Source organism: Paraburkholderia pallida (genome assembly GCF_004524855.1).
GTDB lineage: Bacteria > Pseudomonadota > Gammaproteobacteria > Burkholderiales > Burkholderiaceae > Paraburkholderia > Paraburkholderia oxyphila.
Genome location: NZ_CP038148.1, coordinates 2,905,500 through 2,928,134 on the forward strand (window position 1 = coordinate 2,905,500; position 22,635 = coordinate 2,928,134).

At 63.3% G+C, this 22,635-nt stretch carries 23 protein-coding genes; 2 read left to right on the forward strand and 21 right to left on the reverse strand.

What is annotated here, in order from left to right:
- Positions 1-8: 8 nt before the first annotated feature.
- Positions 9-1,268, forward strand: a complete 1,260-nt coding sequence (locus E1956_RS13150; protein ID WP_134749486.1) for an acyl-CoA dehydrogenase family protein — start codon at positions 9-11, stop codon at positions 1,266-1,268.
- 54 nt (positions 1,269-1,322) lie between these two features.
- Here E1956_RS13150 and E1956_RS13155 read toward each other — a convergent pair whose 3' ends face one another.
- Positions 1,323-1,883: a hypothetical protein gene (locus E1956_RS13155; protein ID WP_134749489.1), complete on the reverse strand. Its 561-nt coding sequence runs from the start codon at positions 1,881-1,883 to the stop codon at positions 1,323-1,325.
- A gap of 192 nt (positions 1,884-2,075) precedes the next feature.
- Between E1956_RS13155 and E1956_RS13160 the strand changes: the two genes are divergently transcribed.
- Positions 2,076-2,792 (forward strand): glutathione binding-like protein, encoded by a 717-nt coding sequence (locus E1956_RS13160; protein ID WP_134749492.1) that lies wholly within the window; start codon positions 2,076-2,078, stop codon positions 2,790-2,792.
- A 90-nt stretch (positions 2,793-2,882) separates the two neighbouring features.
- Here the strand turns inward: E1956_RS13160 and E1956_RS13165 are convergent, their stop codons facing one another.
- The 20 genes from E1956_RS13165 to E1956_RS13260 all read right to left on the reverse strand — a co-directional run bounded on the left by E1956_RS13165 (position 2,883) and on the right by E1956_RS13260 (position 22,597).
- On the reverse strand, positions 2,883-3,353 hold the full coding sequence (locus tag E1956_RS13165; RefSeq protein WP_043285103.1) for a MaoC family dehydratase: 471 nt from the start codon (positions 3,351-3,353) through the stop codon (positions 2,883-2,885).
- Entirely contained in the window at positions 3,350-3,823 is a 474-nt protein-coding gene (locus tag E1956_RS13170) for a MaoC family dehydratase (protein ID WP_134749496.1), read from the reverse strand. Before E1956_RS13170 ends, E1956_RS13165 begins: the two co-directional genes overlap by 4 nt.
- 37 nt (positions 3,824-3,860) lie before the next feature.
- A complete protein-coding gene (locus tag E1956_RS13175; RefSeq protein WP_134749499.1) occupies positions 3,861-4,982 on the reverse strand; it encodes an acyl-CoA dehydrogenase family protein in 1,122 nt (373 codons plus the stop codon).
- Between the two features lie 11 nt (positions 4,983-4,993).
- Entirely contained in the window at positions 4,994-6,190 is a 1,197-nt protein-coding gene (locus E1956_RS13180) for an acyl-CoA dehydrogenase family protein (protein WP_134749502.1), read from the reverse strand.
- Between the two features lie 66 nt (positions 6,191-6,256).
- Positions 6,257-6,715: a DUF1178 family protein gene (locus tag E1956_RS13185; protein WP_134749504.1), complete on the reverse strand. Its 459-nt coding sequence runs from the start codon at positions 6,713-6,715 to the stop codon at positions 6,257-6,259.
- A 282-nt stretch (positions 6,716-6,997) separates the two neighbouring features.
- Positions 6,998-7,594 (reverse strand): NUDIX domain-containing protein, encoded by a 597-nt coding sequence (locus tag E1956_RS13190; protein ID WP_134749506.1) that lies wholly within the window; start codon positions 7,592-7,594, stop codon positions 6,998-7,000.
- Positions 7,595-7,686: 92 nt separating this feature from the next.
- Entirely contained in the window at positions 7,687-7,995 is a 309-nt protein-coding gene (locus E1956_RS13195) for a DUF2818 family protein (RefSeq protein WP_134749508.1), read from the reverse strand.
- Positions 7,995-9,467, reverse strand: a complete 1,473-nt coding sequence (gene nuoN, locus E1956_RS13200) for an NADH-quinone oxidoreductase subunit NuoN (protein ID WP_134749510.1) — start codon at positions 9,465-9,467, stop codon at positions 7,995-7,997. The genes E1956_RS13195 and nuoN overlap by 1 nt, the downstream gene beginning before the upstream one ends.
- 24 nt (positions 9,468-9,491) lie before the next feature.
- Entirely contained in the window at positions 9,492-10,991 is a 1,500-nt protein-coding gene (locus E1956_RS13205; RefSeq protein WP_134749512.1) for an NADH-quinone oxidoreductase subunit M, read from the reverse strand.
- 20 nt (positions 10,992-11,011) lie between these two features.
- Positions 11,012-13,066: an NADH-quinone oxidoreductase subunit L gene (gene nuoL / locus E1956_RS13210; RefSeq protein ID WP_134749514.1), complete on the reverse strand. Its 2,055-nt coding sequence runs from the start codon at positions 13,064-13,066 to the stop codon at positions 11,012-11,014.
- 12 nt (positions 13,067-13,078) lie between these two features.
- Entirely contained in the window at positions 13,079-13,384 is a 306-nt protein-coding gene (gene nuoK / locus E1956_RS13215) for an NADH-quinone oxidoreductase subunit NuoK (RefSeq protein ID WP_006052894.1), read from the reverse strand.
- Between the two features lie 17 nt (positions 13,385-13,401).
- Positions 13,402-14,085: an NADH-quinone oxidoreductase subunit J gene (locus E1956_RS13220; protein ID WP_134749516.1), complete on the reverse strand. Its 684-nt coding sequence runs from the start codon at positions 14,083-14,085 to the stop codon at positions 13,402-13,404.
- A gap of 174 nt (positions 14,086-14,259) precedes the next feature.
- Positions 14,260-14,748 (reverse strand): NADH-quinone oxidoreductase subunit NuoI, encoded by a 489-nt coding sequence (gene nuoI, locus E1956_RS13225; RefSeq protein ID WP_028218511.1) that lies wholly within the window; start codon positions 14,746-14,748, stop codon positions 14,260-14,262.
- Between the two features lie 14 nt (positions 14,749-14,762).
- Positions 14,763-15,827: an NADH-quinone oxidoreductase subunit NuoH gene (gene nuoH / locus E1956_RS13230; RefSeq protein WP_028218512.1), complete on the reverse strand. Its 1,065-nt coding sequence runs from the start codon at positions 15,825-15,827 to the stop codon at positions 14,763-14,765.
- Complete coding sequence (gene nuoG, locus E1956_RS13235; RefSeq protein WP_134749518.1) at positions 15,828-18,161, reverse strand: NADH-quinone oxidoreductase subunit NuoG; 2,334 nt, start codon at positions 18,159-18,161, stop codon at positions 15,828-15,830. It abuts the gene before it with no gap.
- Positions 18,162-18,263: 102 nt separating this feature from the next.
- Positions 18,264-19,592, reverse strand: coding sequence for an NADH-quinone oxidoreductase subunit NuoF (gene nuoF / locus E1956_RS13240; protein WP_028218514.1), 1,329 nt, complete (start codon positions 19,590-19,592; stop codon positions 18,264-18,266).
- Positions 19,589-20,074, reverse strand: a complete 486-nt coding sequence (gene nuoE, locus E1956_RS13245) for an NADH-quinone oxidoreductase subunit NuoE (protein WP_028218515.1) — start codon at positions 20,072-20,074, stop codon at positions 19,589-19,591. Before nuoE ends, nuoF begins: the two co-directional genes overlap by 4 nt.
- A gap of 152 nt (positions 20,075-20,226) precedes the next feature.
- Positions 20,227-21,480, reverse strand: a complete 1,254-nt coding sequence (locus tag E1956_RS13250; RefSeq protein ID WP_028218516.1) for an NADH-quinone oxidoreductase subunit D — start codon at positions 21,478-21,480, stop codon at positions 20,227-20,229.
- A gap of 9 nt (positions 21,481-21,489) precedes the next feature.
- Positions 21,490-22,095, reverse strand: a complete 606-nt coding sequence (locus E1956_RS13255; protein ID WP_028218517.1) for an NADH-quinone oxidoreductase subunit C — start codon at positions 22,093-22,095, stop codon at positions 21,490-21,492.
- Between the two features lie 22 nt (positions 22,096-22,117).
- Complete coding sequence (locus E1956_RS13260) at positions 22,118-22,597, reverse strand: NuoB/complex I 20 kDa subunit family protein (protein WP_027819582.1); 480 nt, start codon at positions 22,595-22,597, stop codon at positions 22,118-22,120.
- Between the last annotated feature and the right edge of the window lie 38 nt (positions 22,598-22,635).

Below are 22,635 nucleotides of genomic sequence, written 5' to 3' on the forward strand. Positions count from 1 at the left end.
GGTCCCGGATGAATTTCGACTACTCCCCGAAAGTGCAGGCGCTGCGCGAGAAACTGCTCGCGTTCTTCGACGAGCACATCTACCCGAACGAGGCCGTCTATCACGAGGAAATCGAGCGCAACCGCGCCAACGGCAATCCGTGGGTGCCCACGCAGATCGTCGAGCAGCTCAAGGTGAAGGCGCGCGAAGCGGGCCTCTGGAACCTGTTCCTGCCCGAGTCGACGCGCGGCGCGGGGCTCACCAACCTCGAATACGCGCCGCTGTGCGAGATCATGGGCCGCGTGATCTGGGCGCCTGAGGTGTTCAACTGCGGCGCGCCGGACACCGGCAACATGGAAACCATCGAGCGCTACGGCACGGAGGAACACAAGCGCCAGTGGCTGGCACCGCTGCTGGAAGGCCAGATCCGCTCGGCCTTCCTGATGACGGAGCCCGAGGTCGCCTCGTCGGACGCGACCAACATCCAGACGCGCATCGAGCGTGACGGCGACGACTACGTGATCAACGGCACGAAGTGGTGGTCGTCGGGCGCGGGCGATCCGCGTTGCGCGGTCTATATCGTGATGGGTAAAACCGATCCCGATGCGCCGCGCCATGCACAGCAGTCGATGATCCTCGTGCCGGCCGACACGGCGGGCATCACGGTCAAGCGCCCGCTCACGGTGTTCGGCTACGACGACGCGCCGCACGGCCACATGGAGATCAAGCTCGAGAACGTGCGCGTGCCGGCGTCGAACATCTTGCTGGGTGAAGGCCGCGGTTTCGAGATCGCGCAGGGGCGCCTCGGGCCGGGCCGCATCCACCATTGCATGCGCCTGATCGGTCTTGCCGAGCGTGCGCTCGAGTTCATGTCGAAGCGCGCACTCTCGCGCACCGCGTTCGGCAAGACCATCGCGCAGCAGACGGTCACGCAGGAGCGCATAGCGGAAGCGCGCTGCATGATCGAGCAGGCGCGCCTGCTCACGCTCAAGACCGCCTACATGATGGACACCGTAGGCAACAAGGGCGCGCGCGGCGAGATCGCGATGATCAAGGTGGTCGCGCCGAACATGGCCTGCCAGGTGCTCGACTGGGCGATCCAGGTGCACGGCGGCGGCGGCGTGAGCGGCGACTTCCCGCTCGCCTATGCCTACGCGCAGGCGCGCACGCTGCGCTTCGCCGACGGCCCCGACGAGGTGCACCGCAACGCCATCGCCAAGCTCGAGCTCGCGCGCTACCTGGACCCGGCGGCGGCCTCGCGCGTGGAGATGCCGGTCACGCGCTCGTGAGCACGTAAGGCCGATAGCGCATCGGGCGACATTCGCTGCGCCCGATGCGCCCCTTCACCGCTGCGCCGCGAGCGCCCTCGCCACCGATGCCAGGGTGCGCCGCCTGATCCACCCGCTCGACGCACGAATCGCGATCCAGTAGGGCGTCATCATCGCTTTCGTGTGCCACGATGGGCAATGGACGAAAGTTTCGGTGATGAGCCTCGACTCACCGACCCCAAGCTCATTCACGCGAAAACGCACAACCAGCTTCGCCACATCCCTGCGCGCGAGCGCCAGAAATGCGTCAGCATTGGCGACATCGACGAGCCCGAAGTCCGGGCGCCAAAAGCGTCCCGCGAGCCCGAGCGACAGTTCGTGCTCGTCGCGATGCAGTAGCGTGAACGTCCCGAACCCGAATCGCTCGCGCGCGGCGCCGCCAATGTGCTGTGCCAGACGAGCCGGCCATTCCCGCACCCGCAAAAGCGTATCGACTACGGGATCGGAACGCATATCGAACGTAGCAACGGCATCGATAATGCGCGCCGGCGCAACCCCGGCGACCGGCGCCTCGTGCCGCTCGTAGAAAGTGCATCCGGGTAGAAAGCGTGAGAAAGGTGTCACTTGCTCGGCCATCGTGCCCCTGTGCGTATCAGTGTGTTTGTCCGGTGTTCTCCATGATGCCATTCGCCGGCGCATCGTGAGATCCCACATGGCAATTGAGGTCACTCGGGCGCGGTCTGCAGCACACGTCGAACTATGCTAATTTCCGCGAGATCCGGCGCGCCTGCGCAGCGCGCGCCATCGTCCAGGTGCCAAGGAGCCACGATGATCGACGTCTACAGCTGGGCCACGCCCAACGGCCACAAAGTCCATATCATGCTCGAGGAAACGGGCCTCGAGTACCGCGTGCATCCCATCGATATCGGAGCCGGCGACCAGTTCAAGCCCGAGTTTCTCGAGATCAGCCCGAACAACAAGATCCCCGCCATCACGGACTCCGAAGGCCCGGCGCGCGCCGACGGCAAGCCGTTCTCGCTGTTCGAGTCAGGCGCGATCCTGATCTATCTGGCCGCGAAGACCGGCAAGTTCATGCCCGAAGACCTCGCGGCGCGCTACGACGTGCTGCAGTGGGTGATGTTCCAGATGGGCGGCCTCGGCCCCATGCTCGGTCAGGCGCACCACTTCCGCCTCTACGCGCCTGAGAAGATCGAATACGCCGTGAACCGCTACACGAACGAGGCGAAGCGCCTCTACAACGTGATGGACGCGCAGCTCGACAAGACCGAGTACCTGGCCGGCGACGACTACACCATCGCCGATATCGCCGCGTTCCCGTGGACGCGCTCGTGGCAAAACCAGGGCATCGATCTCGACGCGCTGCCCAATGTGAAGCGCTGGCACGAGACGATCGCGGCACGCCCGGCGGTCAAGCGCGGCGTCGAGGTGCTGGCGAACGCGCGCAAAGCGCTCACGGACGACAAGGCGAGAGAGATCCTGTTCGGCGCGACGCAGTACGAGAAGCACACGTCGAAGGCCGCCTGACGCGCTTCGAGGGATAGAACGAAAAAGGGGCGCCCGGCTCATGGCCGGACGCCCCTTGAGTATTCTGCGCGCGCAAAGGCGCTCAGACGTTCAGAAGTAGTGCCGCGAAATGAATTCGGCTACGCACGCCGGCCGCTCGCTGCCTTCGCACTCGATGCCGATGTTCCAGACGACTTGCGCGCCACCGCCTTCCACGTCGCTCACTTCCTTCACGCCGACACGCGCACGCACCCTCGCGCCCACGGGCACCGGCGACGTGAAGCGCACGCGGTTGAGCCCATAGTTCACGCCCATGCGCTGGCGCATCGTGACGGTTGCCGCGAGCAGCGCCGGCACGAGCGAGAGCGTGAGAAAGCCGTGGGCGATCGGGCCGCCGAACGGCGACTCGCGGCGCGCACGCTCGGCGTCGACGTGAATCCATTGGTGATCGCCGGTCGCGTCGGCGAACTCCAGCACGCTCGCCTCGCTCACCGTGCGCCAGTCGCTGACGAACGGCTCGGCGCCCACGAGCGCGCGCAAGGCGTCAACGTTTGCAATTTCGACCACACCGGCCTCGCTCATGATGCGTCTCCGGAATGGCGCACACCGGGATGGCGCAACCCAAACAGCCCCTTCGAGGTCACCGTCACGACGGTCTCGCCGTGCTGATTGCGGCCTTCCCAGCGCGTCTGGACGATACCGCGATCCGGCTTGCTCTCCGAAACGCGCTTGCTCACGACGAAGTTGGTCATCGTGAGCGTGTCGCCAACGCGCACGGGCTTGATCCAGCGGATCTCGTCGATGCCGGGCGAGCCCATCGAAGTGGAGCCGTCGAGAAAATTGCGCACGAGCATGCCCATCATGACCGAGCACGTGTGCCAGCCGCTCGCGACCAGGCCGCCGAAATGCGACGCCTCGCCGCCCGCCTCGCTCAAATGAAACGGCTGCGGATCGTACTGCTGCGCGAACTGCACGATCTCTTCGCTCCCGAACGTGTGCGAGCCGATTTCATACGACTTGCCCACCTCGAGATCTTCGTAACTCACTCCCATCGATGACTCTCCGTTTCGAATTGCTTCACCACGCGCCTCAGGCGGCTGCCTGAGCAAACCCCGGCAGCGCGGCGAAACGTTCGAGATGGTAATCGACGTCTCCGAGCGTGGTCTCGATGATCGCGAGACGCTTGAACAGGTGCGCCGCCGCGACTTCGTTGGTCACACCCATGCCGCCGTGCAACTGCACGGCCTGCTGGCCGACATAACGCGCCGCCTGCCCCACGCGCACCTTCGCCGCCGAAATGGCGCGGCGCCGCTCATCGGGCGAAGCACTACTGTAACGCGCGGCCGCGAGGTACGTAAGCGAGCGCGCCTGCTCGCCATGGATCAGCATCTCGGCCATCCGGTGCTGGAGCGCCTGGAAGCGTGCGATCGGCACGCCGAACTGCTGGCGCGTCTTCGTGTACTCGACGGTCGCGTTGTTGAGCGCGTCGATGGCGCCCACGGCTTCCGCGCACAGCAGGAAAGTGGCGTAATCGGCAATCTGCTCCCACGTGGGCGCACCCGCATCGCCCAGACGGCGCGCATGTGCACCGTCGAACTTGAGCGTGGCGGCGCGCTGGCCGTCGATGGTGCGGTAGTCGCTCACCTCGACACCCTTCGCATCGCGCGCCACCACGAACAGCGCGACTTCGCCCGCGAGGCGCGCCGGCACGATCCAGTAGTCCGCTTGCGCGCCGTGCTGCACGACCGACTTGCTGCCCGTGAGCGCGAAGCCGTCGCCGGTTTCCTTCGCGAGCGTTTCGAGCGCGAACAGGTCGTAGCGCGCCTGGGGTTCGTGAAACGCCGCGGCGAGCTTGATCTCGCCCACCGCTACGCGCTCCAGCAGTTGCGCGTTTTCGGCGCTGTCCGCACCCGCGAGCTTGAGCGCCTCGATGCCCACCGCGCTCGCCCAGTACGGCTCGATCACGAGCGCGCGACCCAGCTCCTGCATGACCACCAGCATGTCGAACGGCGAGCCGTCGAAGCCGCCTTGCTCCGCCGGCACCGGCAGCGCGGTGAGCCCGAGCTCGACGAACGCCTTCCAGTGATCGGCCGACACGCCCTCGGGCGTCTTCACGATCGCCTGGCGCGCTTCGAAGCCGTAATTCTTATCGAGATAGCGACGCAGCGCGTCGGCGAGTTGCTGTTGCTCTTCGGTGAAATTGAAGTCCATTGCGCCGCTCCTCAAATCCCCAGAATCATCTGCGAGATGATGTTCTTCTGGATTTCGTTCGACCCGCCGTAAATCGACGTCTTGCGATAGTTGAAGTAGTAAGCCGCGAGCGGTGCTGCATCGTCGTCGCCGCCGGCTGCGTGAGCACGCTCGCCTTCGAGGAAGGCCGGATCGAACGGCGCGGCCAGCGGGCCGACCGCATCGACCATCAGCTCGGTGAGCGCCTGCTGGATTTCGGTGCCCTTGATCTTGAGCATCGACGCTTCGGGCCCGGGGCCGCGGCCGTTGCCGCTGCTCGCGATTACGCGCTCGGCCGTCACCTCGAGCGCCATCAGCTCGATTTCGACTGCGGCTACGCGCGCCGCGAAAACCGGATCGTGCAGCAGCGGCTTGCCGTGCTTCTTCTGTTCGAGCGCGACATGCTTGAGGAACTCGAGCTCGCGCTTGGACGCGCCCACACGCGCGATGCCCGTGCGCTCATGGCCGAGCAGATATTTCGCGTAGGTCCAGCCACGGTTTTCTTCGCCGACGAGGTTCTCGACGGGCACCTTCACGTCCTCAAGGAATACCTCGTTGACCTCGTGGTCTTCGTCGAGCGTGATGATCGGGCGCACGGTAATGCCGGGCGTCTTCATGTCGATGAGCAGGAACGAGATGCCCTCCTGCTTCTTCGCAGCGGGGTCGGTGCGCACGAGGCAGAACATCATGTCGGCGTGCTGGCCGAGCGTGGTCCAGGTCTTCTGGCCGTTCACCACATAGTGGTCGCCTTCACGGACGGCGCGCGTGCGCAGCGAGGCGAGATCCGAGCCCGAGCCCGGCTCGGAATAGCCCTGGCACCACCAGTCTTCGCCGGAGAGGATGCGCGGCAAATAGCGGCGCTTTTGCGCCTCGTTGCCGTACTTCATGATCACCGGCGCGACCATCGACACGCCGAACGGCAGGACCGGCGGCGCGCCGATGCGGCCGCACTCCTCGTCCCAGATGTGGCGTTGCGTTTCGCTCCAGGCGGGGCCGCCATATTCGGCCGGCCAGGCAGGCGCCGACCAGCCGCGCTTGCCGAGCAGCTTGTGCCAGCTGGCGATGTCGTCGCGGCTGAGGCGTTTGTGATTGAGCACTTTCTCGCGCACGGCTTGAGGCAGATTGGCCTCGAGCCAGGCGCGGACTTCGGCGCGAAACGCGTCGTCGGTGGGGGTGTAATCGAGATCCATGCGGGTTGTCTCCTGGCCGCGGCTGGTTGGGAACTCTCCCAAGCCGCAACGAAGACCCGCATGGCGTTATTGCAGCGGACCCTTCAACGCGGCCGGAACCGGCAGCGGCATCACATCGATGCCTTCTTCGACGAGAGCTTGCGCATCTTCCGCGGATGCCACCCCACGGATGTTGCGCGCCGGCGCTTCGTTGTAATGAATGCGCCGCGCCTCCTCGGCGAAACGGTCGCCTACGTTCTCTGTCTTCTCCAGGACCTCGCGCATCACGCGCATGGCATGCGCCTGCCATTGCGCCGCTGCCTGAGCCATCTGCCCGGCCGGTGACGCCTGGCCGGCAGTGGACTGCGCCTCGCTCGCCCCCGACAGATTCAGTCGGGGCGCGGACGGCACGCGGCTCACATTCGTGGCGCCGCACATCGGGCATTCGACCAGCTTGCGCGAAAGCTGCGACTCGAAGTCGTCAGCGGAAGCGAACCAGCCTTCAAACCGATGGCCGTCTGGGCACTGTAAATCGAGGACCTTCATGAGAATCGTGGCTTGCGTTGAGTGTATCGCAAAACGGAAATTTGTGAACGACCGTTCGTAAATTTTTTGATGGGCTCTGCACCTGACTTTCGAGCACCACCGTGGCACCGGACAGCCGACTGGCCGGTGGTCGATTGTAGCGCCGCGCGCCGCTGGCCGCTCGACGCAAAAATGCCATGGCCAAGTGAATACGGCGGCCTTGCGGGCCGCCGTATTTCAATGCGCACATCGTTGATCTGGCACTTTTGTGACACGCCGTCACGGCATGGCCACACTGCGGTCTCAGCCCCGCTCTGCTTGTGCGAGCGGCCAGGCGCCCGACAGCGCCTTTTCGAGCCAGAACGTGCCGATGATCGTCTTCACGTCGGTGATCTTGCCGGTACGCACCCATTCGAGCAGCTCGGGCAGTGTCGCCGTGAAGGTCTCGAGGAACTCGCCTTCGTCGAGCTCCGCCTCGCCCGAAGTCAAGCCGCGCGCCAGGTAGATGTCGATGAATTCGGTCGAGTACGAGATCACCGGATGGATCTGCGCGAGATAGATGTATTCGCGTGCGGTATAGCCCGTCTCTTCCTTCAGTTCGCGGATCGCGCAGGCCAGCGCGCCTTCCTGCGGATCGAGCTTGCCCGCCGGAAATTCGGTCATCACGCGCGAGAGCGGATAGCGGTATTGGCGCTCCATCAGCACACGGCCGTCATCGAAGAGCGGGATCACCATCACGGCGCCCGGGTGCTGGACGTATTCGCGCGTCGCGTGCTTGCCATCCGGCAAGGCGACGGTGTCGCACTTGAGCGTAAGGAATTTGCCCGCGTGGAGCGTCGTGCTCTCCACACACGTCTCGGCGAGCGCCGCCGGGTCGTGTTTTTGATGTTCAGCAGCCATGTTCAACCTCTGGGAAGCGCCTGTACGGGAAGTCGCGGAAACCCGCGATGCGATCGAATGGCATACGCCTCGTCGAGGACGAGGCGTATGCATCACGCCGGACGGCGTTTGAAGAGATATTGCCAGGTGAAGCCAGGAAACGCGAACACGACAAAGAGACTGAACGTGATGGCGTAGAACTGCCAGCCCTGGTCAAAGCGGTTGCCGGCGCGCGCCTCCAGCATGAAGCCGAACGCGCCGACCACAACATACAGCACGATCATTTCGGCAATGCGAATCCACGCGCTCTTCTTCGGTGCACGCAGCGGCAACGGCACGACGCCGAACAACCGTTGATTGAGAAACGGCAGGTTGGCGCCCGCGAGCGCCAACAACACGATAAACCACCCTGCTGCCGACATTACAGCGGCAACGTATGCGAGACGGCCTGCAGGCAGAGCGACATCAGCGGCCCCGGAATAATGCCGAGCACCAGCACGGCCGCGCCGTTGACCGTCAGCAACGCACGATTGAATGCGTGGCCCTCGATCGGTGCGGTGTCCTGCGGCGCGTCGAAGTACATCAGCTTGACAATGCGCAGGTAGTAGAACGCGCCGAACAGCGAGGTAATGACGGCAAGTATGGCAAGCCACGTGAGGCCGGCGTTCATGGTCGCTTCGAGCACGGCGAGCTTCGCGTAGAAGCCAACCGTCGGCGGGATGCCGGCGAGCGAGAACATCATGAGCATCATGACGAAGGCAAACACCGGGCTGCGCTGGTTCAGGCCCTTGAAGTCGTCGATCGTTTCCGCTTCGAAGTCGCGGCGGGTGAGCAGCATGACCACGCCGAACGCGCCGAGCGTCGTGATCAGGTAGACGATGCTGTAGAACATCGCCGAGCTGTACGCACTGGCCGCACCGGTCGCCTTGTTGTCGACGATGCCGGCGAGCAGGCCGAGCAGCACGAAGCCCATGTTCGAGATGGCCGAGTACGCGAGCATGCGCTTGACGTTGCGCTGGACGATACCCGTGATGTTGCCGACGATCATCGAGAGCGCGGCCAGGATGATCAGCATTTCCTGCCAGTCCACGGCCAGCGGCAGCAGACCCATGACGAGGAAACGCACGGCCCACGCGAACGCCGCGACCTTCGGTCCACCGCCGGTGAGCAGCGTCATGGCCGTAGGCGCACCCTGATAGACGTCGGGCACCCACATGTGGAATGGCACCGCGCCCATCTTGAACGCCACGCCCGCCACGATGAACACCACGCCGAACAACAGCACGATGTCGTTGATGTGGCCCGAGGCCACGGCCTTGAACACGTCGCCGAGATCGAGCGAGCCGGTCGCGCCGTACAGCATCGAGATGCCATAGAGCAGGAAGCCCGATGCGAGCGCGCCCAGCACGTAGTACTTCATGGCCGCTTCGTTCGACTGCGTCGCGTCACGGCGCAGCGCGATGACCGCGTAGAGCGAGAGCGACATCAGCTCGAGGCCGAGGTACAGCGTGAGGAAGTTGTTGCCCGAGATCATGACGATCTGGCCGAGCAGCGAGAACATGCCAAGCAGGAAGAACTCGCCCCTGAACATGTCCCGGTCTTCGAGGTACTTGCGCGAGTACACGATCGAGACCGCGTAGCCGAGCGTGACGACTGCCTTCATGGCGCTCGCGAACGCGTCCACCACGTACATGCGCGTGAAGTAGTAGTACACGTGCGGATCGAACGCGATCACCGCGAACCAGATGCCGGCTACGAGCGCCGTGAGCAGCGCGATGAAATAGGTCGTGCGCCGGCCCGAAGGACCGGTGAACGTGTCGTTGAGCCACGCAACGACGGTACCGGCCATCAGTAGCGCGTCGGGTAGCAGAGCGTTCAAAGGGGCGTTTGGCATGATCTATTAGTCCTCCGCTCGGTATTACTGTGACAGCGGCAGTTTGGACACTGCGACGTGGGAGAGGAGGTTTTCCACGGAAACGTGCATCACATCGGTAAAGGGCTTCGGGTAGACGCCCATGAGAAGCGTGAGCAGCGCGAGCACCCCGAGAATCAGGTATTCGCGGCTGCTGATGTCCTTCAGCTCGCGAACATGATCGTTCGCGACGGCGCCGAAGTACACGCGCTTGTACATCCACAACGTATAGGCCGCGCCCAGGATCAGCGTGAACGCCGCCCCGAAAGCGATCCAGAAGTTGAACTTCACTGCCGCCAGAATCACCATGAATTCGCCGACGAATCCCGAGGTGCCCGGCAGGCCGCAGTTGGCCATCGCGAACAGCATGGCCAGCGCCGCGAATTTAGGCATCGTGTTGACGACGCCGCCGTAGTCGGCGATGTCGCGCGTATGCATGCGGTCATACAGCACGCCGATACAAAGGAACATGGCGCCCGAGACGAAGCCGTGCGAGATCATCTGGATGATCCCGCCTTCCATCGCAAGCTGGCCCGACGGGCCGAACATAAAGAAGCCGAGCGTGACGAAGCCCATGTGGGCAATCGACGAGTACGCGACCAGCTTTTTCATGTCCGACTGCACCATCGCCACGAGGCCGATGTAGATCACGGCGATCAACGAAAGCGTGATGATGACCGGCGCCAGGTAATGACTCGCGTCCGGCGTGACCGGCAACGAGAAACGCAGGAAACCGTATGCGCCGAGCTTCAGCATGATCGCGGCCAGCACGACCGAGCCGCCCGTGGGCGCTTCGACGTGCGCGTCCGGCAACCACGTGTGGACCGGCCACATCGGCACCTTGACGGCAAACGCGAAGAAGAACGCGATGAACAGCAGGATCTGCGGCGTCATCGCAAGCTTGGCGTTTTGCCAGGTGGCAAGATCGAAAGTCCCGGTCTCGCGGTACAGGTACAGCAACGCGACCAGCATCAGCAGCGAGCCGGCCAGCGTGTAGAGAAAGAACTTGAACGCTGCGTACACGCGGTTCGGGCCGCCCCAGATGCCGATGATGATGTACATCGGAATGAGCGTGGCTTCGAAGAACACGTAGAACAGCAGGCCATCGGCAGCGCAGAAAACGCCGATCATCAGGCCCGACAGGATGAGGAACGCCGAGTAATACTGCGCGACGTTCTTCTGAATGACCTGCCAGCCCGCGATCACGACGATCACGGTGATGAACGCCGTGAGCACCACGAACCACATCGAGATGCCGTCGATGCCGAGGTGATACGAAATATTGAACCGATCGATCCAGACCGACTTCTCCTCGAACTGCAGCGCAGCCGTGGTGGTGTCGAAGCCCGAAACGAGCGGAAGGGTGACGAGGAAACTAAGCACCGAACCGATGAGCGCGATCCAGCGGTCCGCGCTCGAGCTCCGCAGGGAACCCACTACAAGAACGATGATGCCGAAAAGAATTGGCATCCAAATCGCAATACTGAGAATCGGAGTTGCGTGCATGCGTTTTTTTCCTCGCCTTCTTATTTGCCGCCGAGCGTTACAAACAGGGTAAGGAGGCCAAGCATGCCGATGATCATGGCAAATGCGTAGTGGTAGATATAGCCGGATTGCAGGAAACGAATCACAGTTGCAAACCAGCCGATAAACTTGGCGCTCCCGTTGACGACGCCGTCGATCACGACGACATCACCCTCCTTCCACAGACCACGACCGATAGCAACCGCTCCGCGCGCGAAGACGAATTCGTTGATCTTGTCGAGGTAATACGCATTTGCCAGCAGCTTGTAGACCGGCGAGAACGTGCGCGACACGACGGCCGGCAGATCCGGGCGCTTCATGTAGAAGAACCACGCCACGATCACACCTGCAAGTGCGAGCCACACCGGCAGACCCGAGAACGCGTGCGCGCCCATTGCGGCCCAGCCATGGAACTCTTCGCCAATCTCGGCAAGCGCCGGATGGTTCTGGCCGATGAAGATGACGTCCTGGAACGCCACGCCGTGCGAGAAGAAACCACCGTAAAGCAACGGCTGGATCGCGTAGGCGCCGGCAATTACCGAAGGAATCGCGAGCAGGACGAGCGGCACCCAGATCACCCACGGCGACTCGTGCGGCACGTGCACGTGGTGCTCGTCGTGGCCATGACCATGACCGCTGTGAGCCGCTTGCGCTGCTTCGATGCCCATCGGCGACTCGGGATGCTTCGGATTACGGAAGCGCTCTTCACCGTGGAACACGAGGAAGTACATGCGGAACGAGTACAGCGCCGTCACGAAGACGCTCGCGACCACAGCGAAATAAGCGAAGCCCGAACCGCCCAGGTGCGAGGCCTTCACCGCATCGATGATCGAGTCCTTCGAGTAGAAGCCCGAGAAGAACGGCGTGCCGATCAGCGCGAGCGAACCGACGAGCGAGGTGATCCACGTGATGGGCATGTACTTGCGCAGGCCGCCCATGTTGCGCATGTCCTGGTCGTGGTGCATGCCGATGATGACCGAGCCGGCGCCGAGGAACAGCAGCGCCTTGAAGAACGCGTGCGTCATCAGGTGGAAGATCGCGACCGGATACGCCGAGACGCCGAGCGCCACGGTCATGTAGCCGAGCTGCGAGAGCGTGGAGTACGCGACCACGCGCTTGATGTCGTTCTGCACGACGCCAAGGAAGCCCATGAAGAGCGCGGTAATCGCACCGATCACGACGATGAACGAAAGCGCGGCGTCCGAAAGCTCGAACAGCGGCGACATGCGCGCGACCATGAAGATACCAGCCGTCACCATGGTGGCGGCGTGGATCAGTGCCGAGATCGGCGTCGGGCCTTCCATCGAGTCCGGCAGCCAGACGTGCAGCGGGAACTGCGCCGACTTGCCCATCGCACCGACGAACAGGCAGATGCACGCGACCGTGAGCAGGTTCCACGAGGTGCCCGGGAACGTCAGCGCGGCGATTTCGTGGCCCTTCGCGAACACGTCGTTGTAGTTCAGTGAGCCACCGTACGCGAGCAGCAGACCGATGCCCAGCAGGAAGCCGAAGTCGCCCACGCGGTTCACGAGGAACGCCTTCATGTTCGCGTAGATGGCGCTTTCACGCTTGAAGTAGAAGCCGATCAGCAGGTACGAGACGAGACCCACCGCTTCCCAGCCGAAGAACAGCTGCAGGAAGTTGTTGCTCATCACGAGCATCAGCATCGAGAACGTGAACAGCGCGATGTACGAGAAGAAGCGCTGGTAGCCCTCTTCGTCCGCCATGTAGCCAATCGTGTAGATGTGCACCATCAGGGACACGAAGGTCACGATGACCATCATGAGCGCCGTCAACGAGTCGATCAGGAAGCCGACTTCGAATTTCAGGCCGCCAACCGACATCCATTCGTAGACGGTCGCGTTGAAGCTCGCGCCGTTCATCACGTCGAACAGCGTCATACACGAGAGCACGAACGCAATCGCGACGCCAAGAATGGTGACCGTATGCGCGCCCGCGCGCCCCACCGTCTTGCCAAACAAACCGGCAATGAGAGAACCGGCGAGAGGGGCCAGCGGTACCGCCAGCAATAAGGTTTCGTTGAGTGTCGTTGCCATATACAGCCTGCCTTAGCCTTTGAGCTGATCGAGGTCCTCGACATTGATCGTGTCGAGGCTGCGGAACAGAGTCACAAGAATAGCCAGACCAATCGCGGCTTCCGCTGCCGCAACAGTTAGCACGAAGAACACGAAAATCTGTCCGTGAACGTCACCGAGGTAATGCGAGAACGCGACGAAGTTCGTGTTCACCGCTAACAACATCAGCTCAATCGCCATCAGGATGATGATGACGTTGCGCCGATTGAGAAAAATGCCAACGATCGAGATCGCAAAGAGGATCGCGCCGAGGACGAGGTAATGGGCTAGTGTCAGCATGGTTCGCTCCTTCGCGCTTAGCTCTTCGTTGCCGGCGCGGCGCCCTGGGCAGCGGGGGCCGCTTCGGCCTCCACGGCCTCGGGTGCTTCCGGCACTTCCACGACGGCTTGCATCTTCACGAGGCGCACGCGGTCCTCACGACGCACGCGGACCTGCTTCGAAACGTCCTGGCGCTTGGAGTCCTTGGGTTCGCGCACGGTCAGCGAAATGGCCGCGACGATCGCCACCAGCAGCACGAGGCCGGCAACTTCGAACGCGAAGATGTAGTCGGTATAAATGATCTTGCCGATCAGGTGCGTGTTCGACACCGATGCAGCGGCCGCGGCCGAAGTGTCCGGCACGGGCGAGGTGGTCGCGCCGTAGCCGTGCCACAGGATCAGCGCGGTCTCGATCACGATGATCGCGCCCACGATGGTCGCCACCGGGACGAAGCGCTTGAAGTCGCGGCTCAGCACGTCGATGTTGATGTCCAGCATCATCACCACGAACAGGAACAGCACCATCACCGCGCCCACGTAGACGAGCACCAGCAGGATCGCGAGGAACTCGGCCTCGAGCAGCATCCACACCGCGGCCGCGTTGAAGAACGCGAGCACGAGGAAGAGTGCGGACGAGACAGGATTGCGCGAGGTGACCACCTTCAGCCCTGATAGCGTGAGCAGCAGCGCGAAGATGTAGAACAGGACGGTCGTGAATTCCATGATTACTGGTTCATCGTTGAGGCCATCGTAAGGCGGATTGCGCGGCGCAGACTGGCGGCCAGACCAGGGAGCGTCGCGCCGCGGTTCCCGGGCTGCGGCGGCGCGGTGTTTTCAGGCACACGCGTTCCCCACAGCCGGCCCGAACCGCGGGCCGATGCAGCGTCAAACTGAAGATCAACGGTACGGTGCATCTGCTGCCTTATTTGCCGCGATCTGCGCTTCGTAGCGGTCGCCCACGGCCAGCAGCATTTCCTTCGTGAAATACAGATCGCCGCGCTTCTCGCCGTGATACTCGAGAATGTGCGTCTCGACGATCGAGTCGACCGGGCAGCTCTCTTCGCAGAAACCGCAGAAGATGCACTTGGTCAGGTCGATGTCGTAACGCGTCGTGCGGCGCGTGTTGTCTTCGCGCACTTCAGACTCGATCGTGATGGCGAGCGCGGGACACACGGCCTCGCACAGCTTGCACGCGATGCAGCGCTCTTCGCCGTTCTCATAGCGGCGCAGTGCGTGCAGGCCGCGAAAGCGCGGCGACATCGGGGTCTTCTCTTCCGGGAACTGCACCGTGAACTTGCGCTTGAAGGCGTAACGGCCCGTCAGCGCAAGACCCTTGAGCAGCTCGGTCAGGAAGAACGTCTTGAAGAAGTTTTGGATAGCGGTCATGTTTCGTTCGCCCCTTATTTCCAGATGCTCAGCGGCGACATATACCAGAAGCCGATCACGATCAGCCACACGACGCAGACCGGAATGAACACCTTCCAGCCAAGACGCATGATCTGGTCATAGCGGTAGCGCGGGAACGTCGCGCGCGCCCAGATGAACACCGACAGGAGACAGAAAACCTTCAGTACGAGCCAGAATACGCCCGGGATGAAATCGAGGAAGCCGAACGGTGCGCTCCAGCCGCCGAGGAACAGCACCGAAGCCAGCGCCGAGATCACGATCATGTTGATGTACTCGGCGAGGAAGAAGAGCGCGAAGCCCATACCCGAGTAATCGACCATGTGACCCGCGACGATCTCCGACTCCCCTTCCACCACGTCGAACGGGTGGCGGTTCGTTTCCGCGATGCCCGAGATGAAGTAGACGACGAACATCGGCAGCAGCGGCAGCCAGTTCCACGAAAGGAACGTGATCCCGAAGTTCGCGAACATGCCACGCATCTGGCCTTCGACGATGTCCGAGAGGTTCAGGCTGCCCGAAACCATCAGGACCACGACGAGCGCGAAGCCCATCGCGATTTCATACGAGACCATCTGCGCCGCGGCGCGCATCGCGCCGAGGAACGCGTACTTCGAGTTCGAGGCCCAGCCCGCGAGAATCACGCCGTACACGCCGAACGACGAAATCGCCATCACGTAGAGCAGACCCGCGTTGATGTTGCCGAGCACCGCGCCCGCCTGGAACGGAATCACCGCCCAGACCGCGAAGGCCGGCACCACCACCATGATCGGCGCGACCATGTAGACCCAGCGGCTCGCCTGGGTCGGCTGAATGACTTCCTTGAGCAGCAGCTTGAGCACGTCGGCGATCGGCTGCAACAGACCCGCGGGACCGACACGGTTCGGGCCGAGACGCACGTGCATCCAGCCGATCAGCTTGCGCTCCCACAGGATCAGGTACGCCACGCACAGCAGGATCACCACCGCGACGACGAGAATGCGCACCAGCGCCCAGACGGTGGGCCACGCCACGCCGAGCAACTGGCTGCCGCCTGCATTGATCGTATCGAACAAGCTCATTTACGCCTTCTCCACCAGCAGTTCACCGAACAGGCTGCCGAGCTGCGCGGCGGCCGGCGTTGCCGCCGACACGCGCACCACCGTCGGCGCAAGATTCGCATCACGCGTTGCGGGCGCAGTCACCGAGAGCTCGCCCTGGCGCACGCGCACGGCGTCGCCTTCCTTCAGGCCGAGCTGGTCGAAGAGCGCGGCCGGCAGGCCGATGGCGTTCGCCACGCGGGCCGCCGTCGTGAGTTGCAGCGCTTCGCCGCGGCGCACGAGTTGATCGGCGCGATAGATGGGCACGTCCGAGATGCGCTCGAAGCGGCCATCGGCTGCCTTCGCGAGGCTGCCGCGTGCCACGGTGGCGCCGGTCTTGTTCGACAGACGCGCTGCGAAGCTGCCGTCGCCGAGCGCCTTGCGTCGCACGTCTTCCGACGTCTCGTACTCGAAGCCCTTCGCGCCGAGCAGCGTGCCGAGCACGCGCAGGACCTTCCAGGCCGGACGCGTTTCGCCGAGCGGACGCACGACGCCGTTGAACGTCTGGACCGTGCCTTCGGCGTTGACGAACGTGCCCGAGGTCTCCGTGAACGGCGCGATGGGCAGCAGCACGTCGGCGTAGTCGAGACCCGTCTTGAACGGCGAGAACACGGCGACCATCTCGGCCTGCGCGAGCGCGGCACGCGCGGCGGCCGGATTGGCCGTGTCGAACTCGGGTTCGAAGTTGAACAGCAGATAACCCTTGCGCGGCTGCTCGAACACTTCGCGAGCGTTCAGACCGTCGCGGCCCGGCAGTGCGCCCACGAGGTGCGCGCCGACCGTGTTGGCGGCTTCCGTGAGGAAGCCCAGCGTGGCACCGGTCGTTTCCGCAATGAGCTGCGCTGCGGCGTGCAGGCGCGAGAATTCCGGATGCTGGACGGCACCGTTGCCGAGCAGCACGAAGCGGCGCTCGCCACTCGCAAGCGATGCGGCCACCTGCTTCGCGGCGTCGTTCGCCTGTGCGCCTGCAAAGCCCTCCGGCAATGCAACGCCCTTCGCTTCAGCAACGGCGGCGGCGATCGAAGCCAGCTCGTCGAACCAGGCCGAAGGCGCGGCGACGATGCGCTGGGCATTCGGGATCAGCGAGCCGTCAGCCGATGCCTGGAGGAACGAGACTTGCGCGCCACCCTTGGCCGCCTGGCGCAGACGTGCGGCCAACAGCGCGTGATCGCGGCGCAGGAACGAGCCGATCACGAATGCCGAGTCGGCATACGAAAGGTCGGCGATCTTGGCGCCGAGCCACGGCGCACCCTCGAGCGGCGCCGAGAAGTCGTTCTGGCGCAGGCGGAAGTCGACGTTCGGCGTGCCGATCGCGTCCGCGAACTGCTTCGCGAGATAGAGCTCTTCGCTCGTGCTATGCGGGCTCGCGAGCAGCGCGAGCTGGTTCTCGCCATGCTCGTCGGCGATACCCTTGATGCCCTTGACCACGTAATCGAGCGCGGTCTGCCAGTCGGTCTCGACCCACTGGCCGCCCTGCTTGATCATCGGGCGCGTGAGGCGGTCTTCGGCGTTCAGGCCTTCGTACGAGAAGCGGTCCTTGTCCGAGATCCAGCACTCGTTGATGGCTTCGTTCTCGAACGGCAGCACGCGCATCACGCGGTTGTTCTTCACCTGCACGACGAGGTTCGCACCCGTCGAGTCGTGCGGGCTCACCGACTTGCGGCGCGAGAGTTCCCACGTGCGCGCGGAGAAGCGGAACGGCTTGCTCGTGAGCGCACCGACCGGGCACAGGTCGATCATGTTGCCCGAGAGCTCCGAGTCCACCGTCTTGCCGACGAACGAGGTGATTTCCGAATGCTGGCCGCGGCCGAGCATGCCGAGCTCCATCACGCCGGCGATCTCGTCGCCGAAGCGCACGCAGCGCGTGCAGTGGATGCAGCGCGTCATCTCTTCCATCGAGATGAGCGGACCGACGTTCTTGTGGAACACGACGCGCTTTTCTTCGCTGTAGCGCGACGCCGACTTGCCATAGCCAACCGCGAGATCCTGAAGCTGGCATTCGCCGCCCTGATCGCAGATCGGGCAATCGAGCGGGTGGTTGATCAGCAGGAATTCCATCACGGCTTGCTGGCCCTGCACGGCCTTATCCGACATCGTGCGCACGACCATGCCTTGCGACACCGGCGTCGCGCACGCAGGCACGGCCTTCGGCATCTTCTCGACATCGACGAGACACATCCGGCAGTTGGCCGCGATGGACAGCTTCTTGTGATAGCAGAAGTGCGGAATGTACGTGTCGACCCGCTGCGCAGCCTGGATCACCATGCTGCCCTCGGGCACCTGCACCTTCTTGCCGTCTATTTCAAGTTCAACCATGATGGTTAATCGTCCCTAACCTGTTACCGCTCAATTTCACAGCGGCTCACCCCGTTGCTTCGTGCCACGCGGCCCCGCACACAACGCGCTCTCGCTACACCCTCAGGCGGCCACCGTTTCCGAGGCCGCGTGCGAGCCGGCATGTCCGCCGACGAGGCAACGCTTGTTGTGCACGTGATATTCGAATTCGTCCCAGTAATGCTTGAGCATGCCGCGCACCGGCATGGCCGCCGCGTCGCCGAGCGCGCAGATCGTACGGCCCATGATGTTGCCGGCCACCGAGTTCAGCAGATCCAGGTCTTCCTGGCGGCCCTGGCCGTGCTCGATACGGTTCACGACGCGATACAGCCAGCCCGTGCCTTCGCGGCACGGCGTGCACTGGCCGCACGACTCTTCATAGTAGAAGTACGACAGGCGCAGCAGCGAGCGCACCATGCAGCGCGTTTCGTCCATGACGATGACCGCGCCCGAGCCGAGCATCGAGCCCTGCTTCGCGATGGAGTCATAGTCCATGTCGGTCTGCATCATCAGGTCGCCCGGAATGACCGGCGCCGACGATCCACCCGGAATCACGGCCTTGAGCTTCTTGCCGCCACGCACGCCACCGGCGAGCTCCATGAGCGTCGCGAACGGCGTGCCGAGCGGAATTTCGTAGTTGCCCGGACGCTCGACGTCGCCCGAGATCGAGAAGATCTTGGTGCCGCCGTTGTTCGGCTTGCCGAGCTCCATGTACGTCTGCGGACCGACGCCCAACAGGAACGGCACCGCAGCAAAGGTCTCGGTGTTGTTGATCGTGGTGGGCTTGCCGTACACGCCGAAGCTCGCCGGGAACGGCGGCTTGAAGCGCGGCTGGCCCTTCTTGCCCTCGAGCGACTCGAGCAGCGCCGTTTCTTCGCCGCAGATGTACGCGCCATAACCGTGGTGCGCGTGCAGCTGGAACGAGAAGTCCGTGCCGAGAATGTTGTCGCCGAGATAGCCCGCCTGGCGCGCTTCTTCAAGCGCGGCCTCGAAGCGGCGATAGACCTCGAAAATTTCGCCGTGGATGTAGTTGTAGCCCACGGTGATACCCATCGCATACGCGCCGATGGCCATGCCCTCGATCACCGAATGCGGATTCCAGCGCAGGATGTCGCGGTCCTTGAACGTGCCCGGCTCGCCTTCGTCCGAGTTGCAGACGAGATACTTCTGGCCCGGGAACTGACGCGGCATGAAGCTCCACTTCAGGCCCGTCGGGAAGCCCGCGCCACCGCGGCCACGCAGGCCGCCGGCCTTCACGTCGGCAATGACCTGCTCGGGCGTGATCTTCTCTTCGAGGATGCGGCGCAGCTGCTTGTAGCCGCCACGCGCGACGTAATCTTCGAGATGCCAGTTCTCGCCGTTCAGGCCCGCGAGAATCAGGGGTTTGATGTGACGGTCGTGCAACGAAGTCATTTCGAAAGCTCCTCGAGCAACTGGTCGATCTTCTCGCGGCTCATGAAGCTGCACATGCGATGGTTGTTCACGAGCAGCACCGACGCGTCACCGCATGCCCCCATGCACTCGCCCTCTTTCAGCGTGAATTTGCCGTCGGGCGTGGTTTCGCCGAAGTCGATACCGAGCTTCTGCTTCAGATAGTCGGCGGTCGCTTCCGCGCCGCCATCCGGGCCGAGCTGGCACGGCAGGTTCGTGCAGAGCGTGATCTTGTACTTGCCGACCGGGCGGGTCTCGAACATCGTATAGAAGGTGGCGACTTCCTGGACCGCGACAGGCGGCATGCCGAGGTAGTCGGCCACGAACTGCATGAGTTCGGGCGACAGCCAGCCATGCTCTTCCTGAGCAACGGCCAAAGCCGCCATCACGGCGGACTGTTTCTGATCGGCGGGGTACTTCGTCAACGCGCGATCGATTTCTTTCAGGCCTTCAGCTGAGATCATTTTCAGACACGACTCTTTCATTTCCTACCGTTGCAATTCCCGCCACACAAACACCCACCGCGCGTTAGCCTACCTGCTCGCTGCGACAGACGTGGCGTTCCCGGTATTTCGCCGTGCGCCCTTCTTGACCGGGCGCACAGGCAACTTGCTGCTTAGCGGTCGATTTCGCCGAACACGATGTCCTGCGTGCCGATGATCGTGACCGCGTCGGCAATCATGTGACCGCGCGCCATTTCATCGAGCGCGGACAGATGGGCATAACCTGGCGCACGGATCTTCAGACGATACGGCTTGTTTGCGCCATCCGACACCAGGTAGATGCCGAATTCACCCTTCGGATGCTCCACGGCTGCGTAGGCTTCGCCCTCGGGCACGTGGAAACCTTCGGTGAAGAGCTTGAAGTGGTGAATCAGCTCTTCCATGTTCGACTTCATGTTCACGCGCGACGGCGGCGCAACCTTGTGATTGTCGATCATCACGGGGCCGGGATTCTTGCGCAGCCACTCAATGCACTGTTTCGCGATGCGAGTGGATTGGCGCATTTCCTCGACGCGCACGAGATAACGGTCGTAGCAGTCGCCGTTCACGCCCACCGGGATATCGAAATCCATCTGGTCGTAGACCTCGTAGGGCTGCTTCTTGCGCAGGTCCCACTCGATGCCCGAGCCGCGCAGCATCGCGCCGGTCAGACCCAGTTGCATGGCGCGCTCGGGGCTCACCACGCCGATGCCCACGAGACGCTGCTTCCAGATGCGGTTGTCGGTGAGCAGCGTTTCGTACTCGTCGACGCAGCCGGGGAAGCGCGTGAAGAAGTCGTCGATGAAGTCCAGCAGCGAGCCCTGGCGCGCCTCGTTCATCTTGGCGAGCGCCTTCTCGTTGTGGATTTTCGACGCCTTGTATTGCGGCATCGCGTCGGGCAGATCGCGGTACACGCCGCCCGGACGATAGTAGGCCGCATGCATGCGCGCGCCCGAGACCGCCTCATAGACGTCCATCAGGTCTTCGCGCTCGCGGAACGCGTAGAGGAACACCGCCATCGCGCCCACGTCGAGCGCGTGCGAGCCGATCCACATCAGGTGATTGAGCACACGCGTGATTTCGTCGAACAGCACGCGGATGTACTTCGCGCGCACCGGCACTTCGATGCCGAGCAGCTTCTCGATCGCGAGCACATAGCCATGCTCGTTGACCATCATCGACACGTAGTCGAGACGGTCCATGTACGGCACCGACTGGATGAACGTCTTGTTCTCGGCGAGCTTTTCGGTCGCGCGATGCAGCAGGCCAATGTGCGGATCGGCGCGCTGGATCACTTCGCCGTCGAGCTCGAGCACGAGGCGCAGCACGCCGTGCGCTGCCGGGTGCTGCGGGCCGAAGTTGAGCGTGTAGTTCTTGATCTCTGACATGCGACCCTCTTAGTGTTTCCTCAGACCACCGTAGCGATCCTCGCGGATCACGCGCGGCGTGATTTCGCGCGGCTCGATCGTGACCGGCTGATAGACCACGCGCTTCTGTTCCGGGTCGTAACGCATTTCGACGTAGCCCGAGATCGGGAAGTCCTTGCGGAACGGATGGCCGATGAAACCGTAGTCGGTCAGGATGCGGCGCAGGTCGGGGTGACCTTCGAAGACGATGCCGAACAAGTCGAACGCCTCGCGCTCATACCAGTTGGCCGAATTCCAGATCTCGACGAGCGAGGAGACGATGGGCACGTCGTCGTCCGGCGCGAACACGCGCAGGCGCAGACGCCAGTTGTTCGTGATCGAGAGCAGATGCGACACCGCCGCGAAGCGCGGGCCTTCCCATGCGCCGTCGCCGTACGTCTGATAGTCGACGCCGCACAAGTCAATCAACTGCTCGAAGCGGAGCGACGGATTGTCGCGGAGCTCCGTGGCGACGCTGAGGTAATCTACTGATTTTATGACCAAGGTCAACTCACCGAGCGATTCGGTGAGGCTGACGACGCGCGCACCAAGGGCCGCTTCGAGGTTCGCTTTCAGGGTCTCGAGTTTGCTTGCCATATTGTGGGGAGGCGCTCGGCCTTTATTGACGGGCGATGGTGCTAGTGCGGCGAATCTTCGCCTGCAGCTGGATCACCCCGTACACCAGGGCTTCCGCTGTCGGCGGGCAACCCGGCACATAGACGTCGACCGGCACGATGCGATCACAACCGCGCACGACCGAATACGAATAGTGGTAGTAGCCGCCGCCGTTGGCGCACGACCCCATCGAGATCACCCAGCGCGGCTCGGCCATCTGGTCGTAGACCTTGCGCAGCGCGGGCGCCATCTTGTTGCACAGCGTGCCGGCCACGATCATCACGTCGGACTGGCGCGGGCTCGGGCGGAACACCACGCCGAAGCGGTCGAGGTCATAGCGGGCCGCGCCCGCGTGCATCATCTCGACCGCGCAACACGCAAGCCCAAACGTCATTGGCCACAGCGAGCCAGTGCGCGTCCAGTTGATCAGCTTGTCAGCCGTGGTGGTGACAAACCCTTCCTTCAAGACCCCTTCGATACTCATGTGCTTTCCACTCCAGACGGACGGCCTGCAGTGTGTCC

Coding starts and splice junctions, on each gene's coding strand:
- E1956_RS13220 (WP_134749516.1), bottom strand. CDS start 14,085: ATGGAATTCACGACCGTCCTGTTCTACATCTTCGCGCTGCTGCTCACG.
- nuoH (WP_028218512.1), bottom strand. CDS start 15,827: ATGAGCTTGTTCGATACGATCAATGCAGGCGGCAGCCAGTTGCTCGGC.
- E1956_RS13260 (WP_027819582.1), bottom strand. CDS start 22,597: ATGAGTATCGAAGGGGTCTTGAAGGAAGGGTTTGTCACCACCACGGCT.
- nuoK (WP_006052894.1), bottom strand. CDS start 13,384: ATGCTGACACTAGCCCATTACCTCGTCCTCGGCGCGATCCTCTTTGCG.
- E1956_RS13165 (WP_043285103.1), bottom strand. CDS start 3,353: ATGAGCGAGGCCGGTGTGGTCGAAATTGCAAACGTTGACGCCTTGCGC.
- E1956_RS13180 (WP_134749502.1), bottom strand. CDS start 6,190: ATGGATCTCGATTACACCCCCACCGACGACGCGTTTCGCGCCGAAGTC.
- E1956_RS13185 (WP_134749504.1), bottom strand. CDS start 6,715: ATGAAGGTCCTCGATTTACAGTGCCCAGACGGCCATCGGTTTGAAGGC.
- nuoF (WP_028218514.1), bottom strand. CDS start 19,592: ATGACTTCGTTGCACGACCGTCACATCAAACCCCTGATTCTCGCGGGC.
- E1956_RS13250 (WP_028218516.1), bottom strand. CDS start 21,480: ATGTCAGAGATCAAGAACTACACGCTCAACTTCGGCCCGCAGCACCCG.
- nuoE (WP_028218515.1), bottom strand. CDS start 20,074: ATGATCTCAGCTGAAGGCCTGAAAGAAATCGATCGCGCGTTGACGAAG.
- E1956_RS13170 (WP_134749496.1), bottom strand. CDS start 3,823: ATGGGAGTGAGTTACGAAGATCTCGAGGTGGGCAAGTCGTATGAAATC.
- nuoL (WP_134749514.1), bottom strand. CDS start 13,066: ATGGCAACGACACTCAACGAAACCTTATTGCTGGCGGTACCGCTGGCC.
- E1956_RS13150 (WP_134749486.1), top strand. CDS start 9: ATGAATTTCGACTACTCCCCGAAAGTGCAGGCGCTGCGCGAGAAACTG.
- nuoG (WP_134749518.1), bottom strand. CDS start 18,161: ATGGTTGAACTTGAAATAGACGGCAAGAAGGTGCAGGTGCCCGAGGGC.
- E1956_RS13195 (WP_134749508.1), bottom strand. CDS start 7,995: ATGTCGGCAGCAGGGTGGTTTATCGTGTTGTTGGCGCTCGCGGGCGCC.
- nuoN (WP_134749510.1), bottom strand. CDS start 9,467: ATGCCAAACGCCCCTTTGAACGCTCTGCTACCCGACGCGCTACTGATG.
- E1956_RS13255 (WP_028218517.1), bottom strand. CDS start 22,095: ATGGCAAGCAAACTCGAGACCCTGAAAGCGAACCTCGAAGCGGCCCTT.
- E1956_RS13205 (WP_134749512.1), bottom strand. CDS start 10,991: ATGCACGCAACTCCGATTCTCAGTATTGCGATTTGGATGCCAATTCTT.
- nuoI (WP_028218511.1), bottom strand. CDS start 14,748: ATGACCGCTATCCAAAACTTCTTCAAGACGTTCTTCCTGACCGAGCTG.
- E1956_RS13155 (WP_134749489.1), bottom strand. CDS start 1,883: ATGGCCGAGCAAGTGACACCTTTCTCACGCTTTCTACCCGGATGCACT.
- E1956_RS13160 (WP_134749492.1), top strand. CDS start 2,076: ATGATCGACGTCTACAGCTGGGCCACGCCCAACGGCCACAAAGTCCAT.
- E1956_RS13175 (WP_134749499.1), bottom strand. CDS start 4,982: ATGGACTTCAATTTCACCGAAGAGCAACAGCAACTCGCCGACGCGCTG.
- E1956_RS13190 (WP_134749506.1), bottom strand. CDS start 7,594: ATGGCTGCTGAACATCAAAAACACGACCCGGCGGCGCTCGCCGAGACG.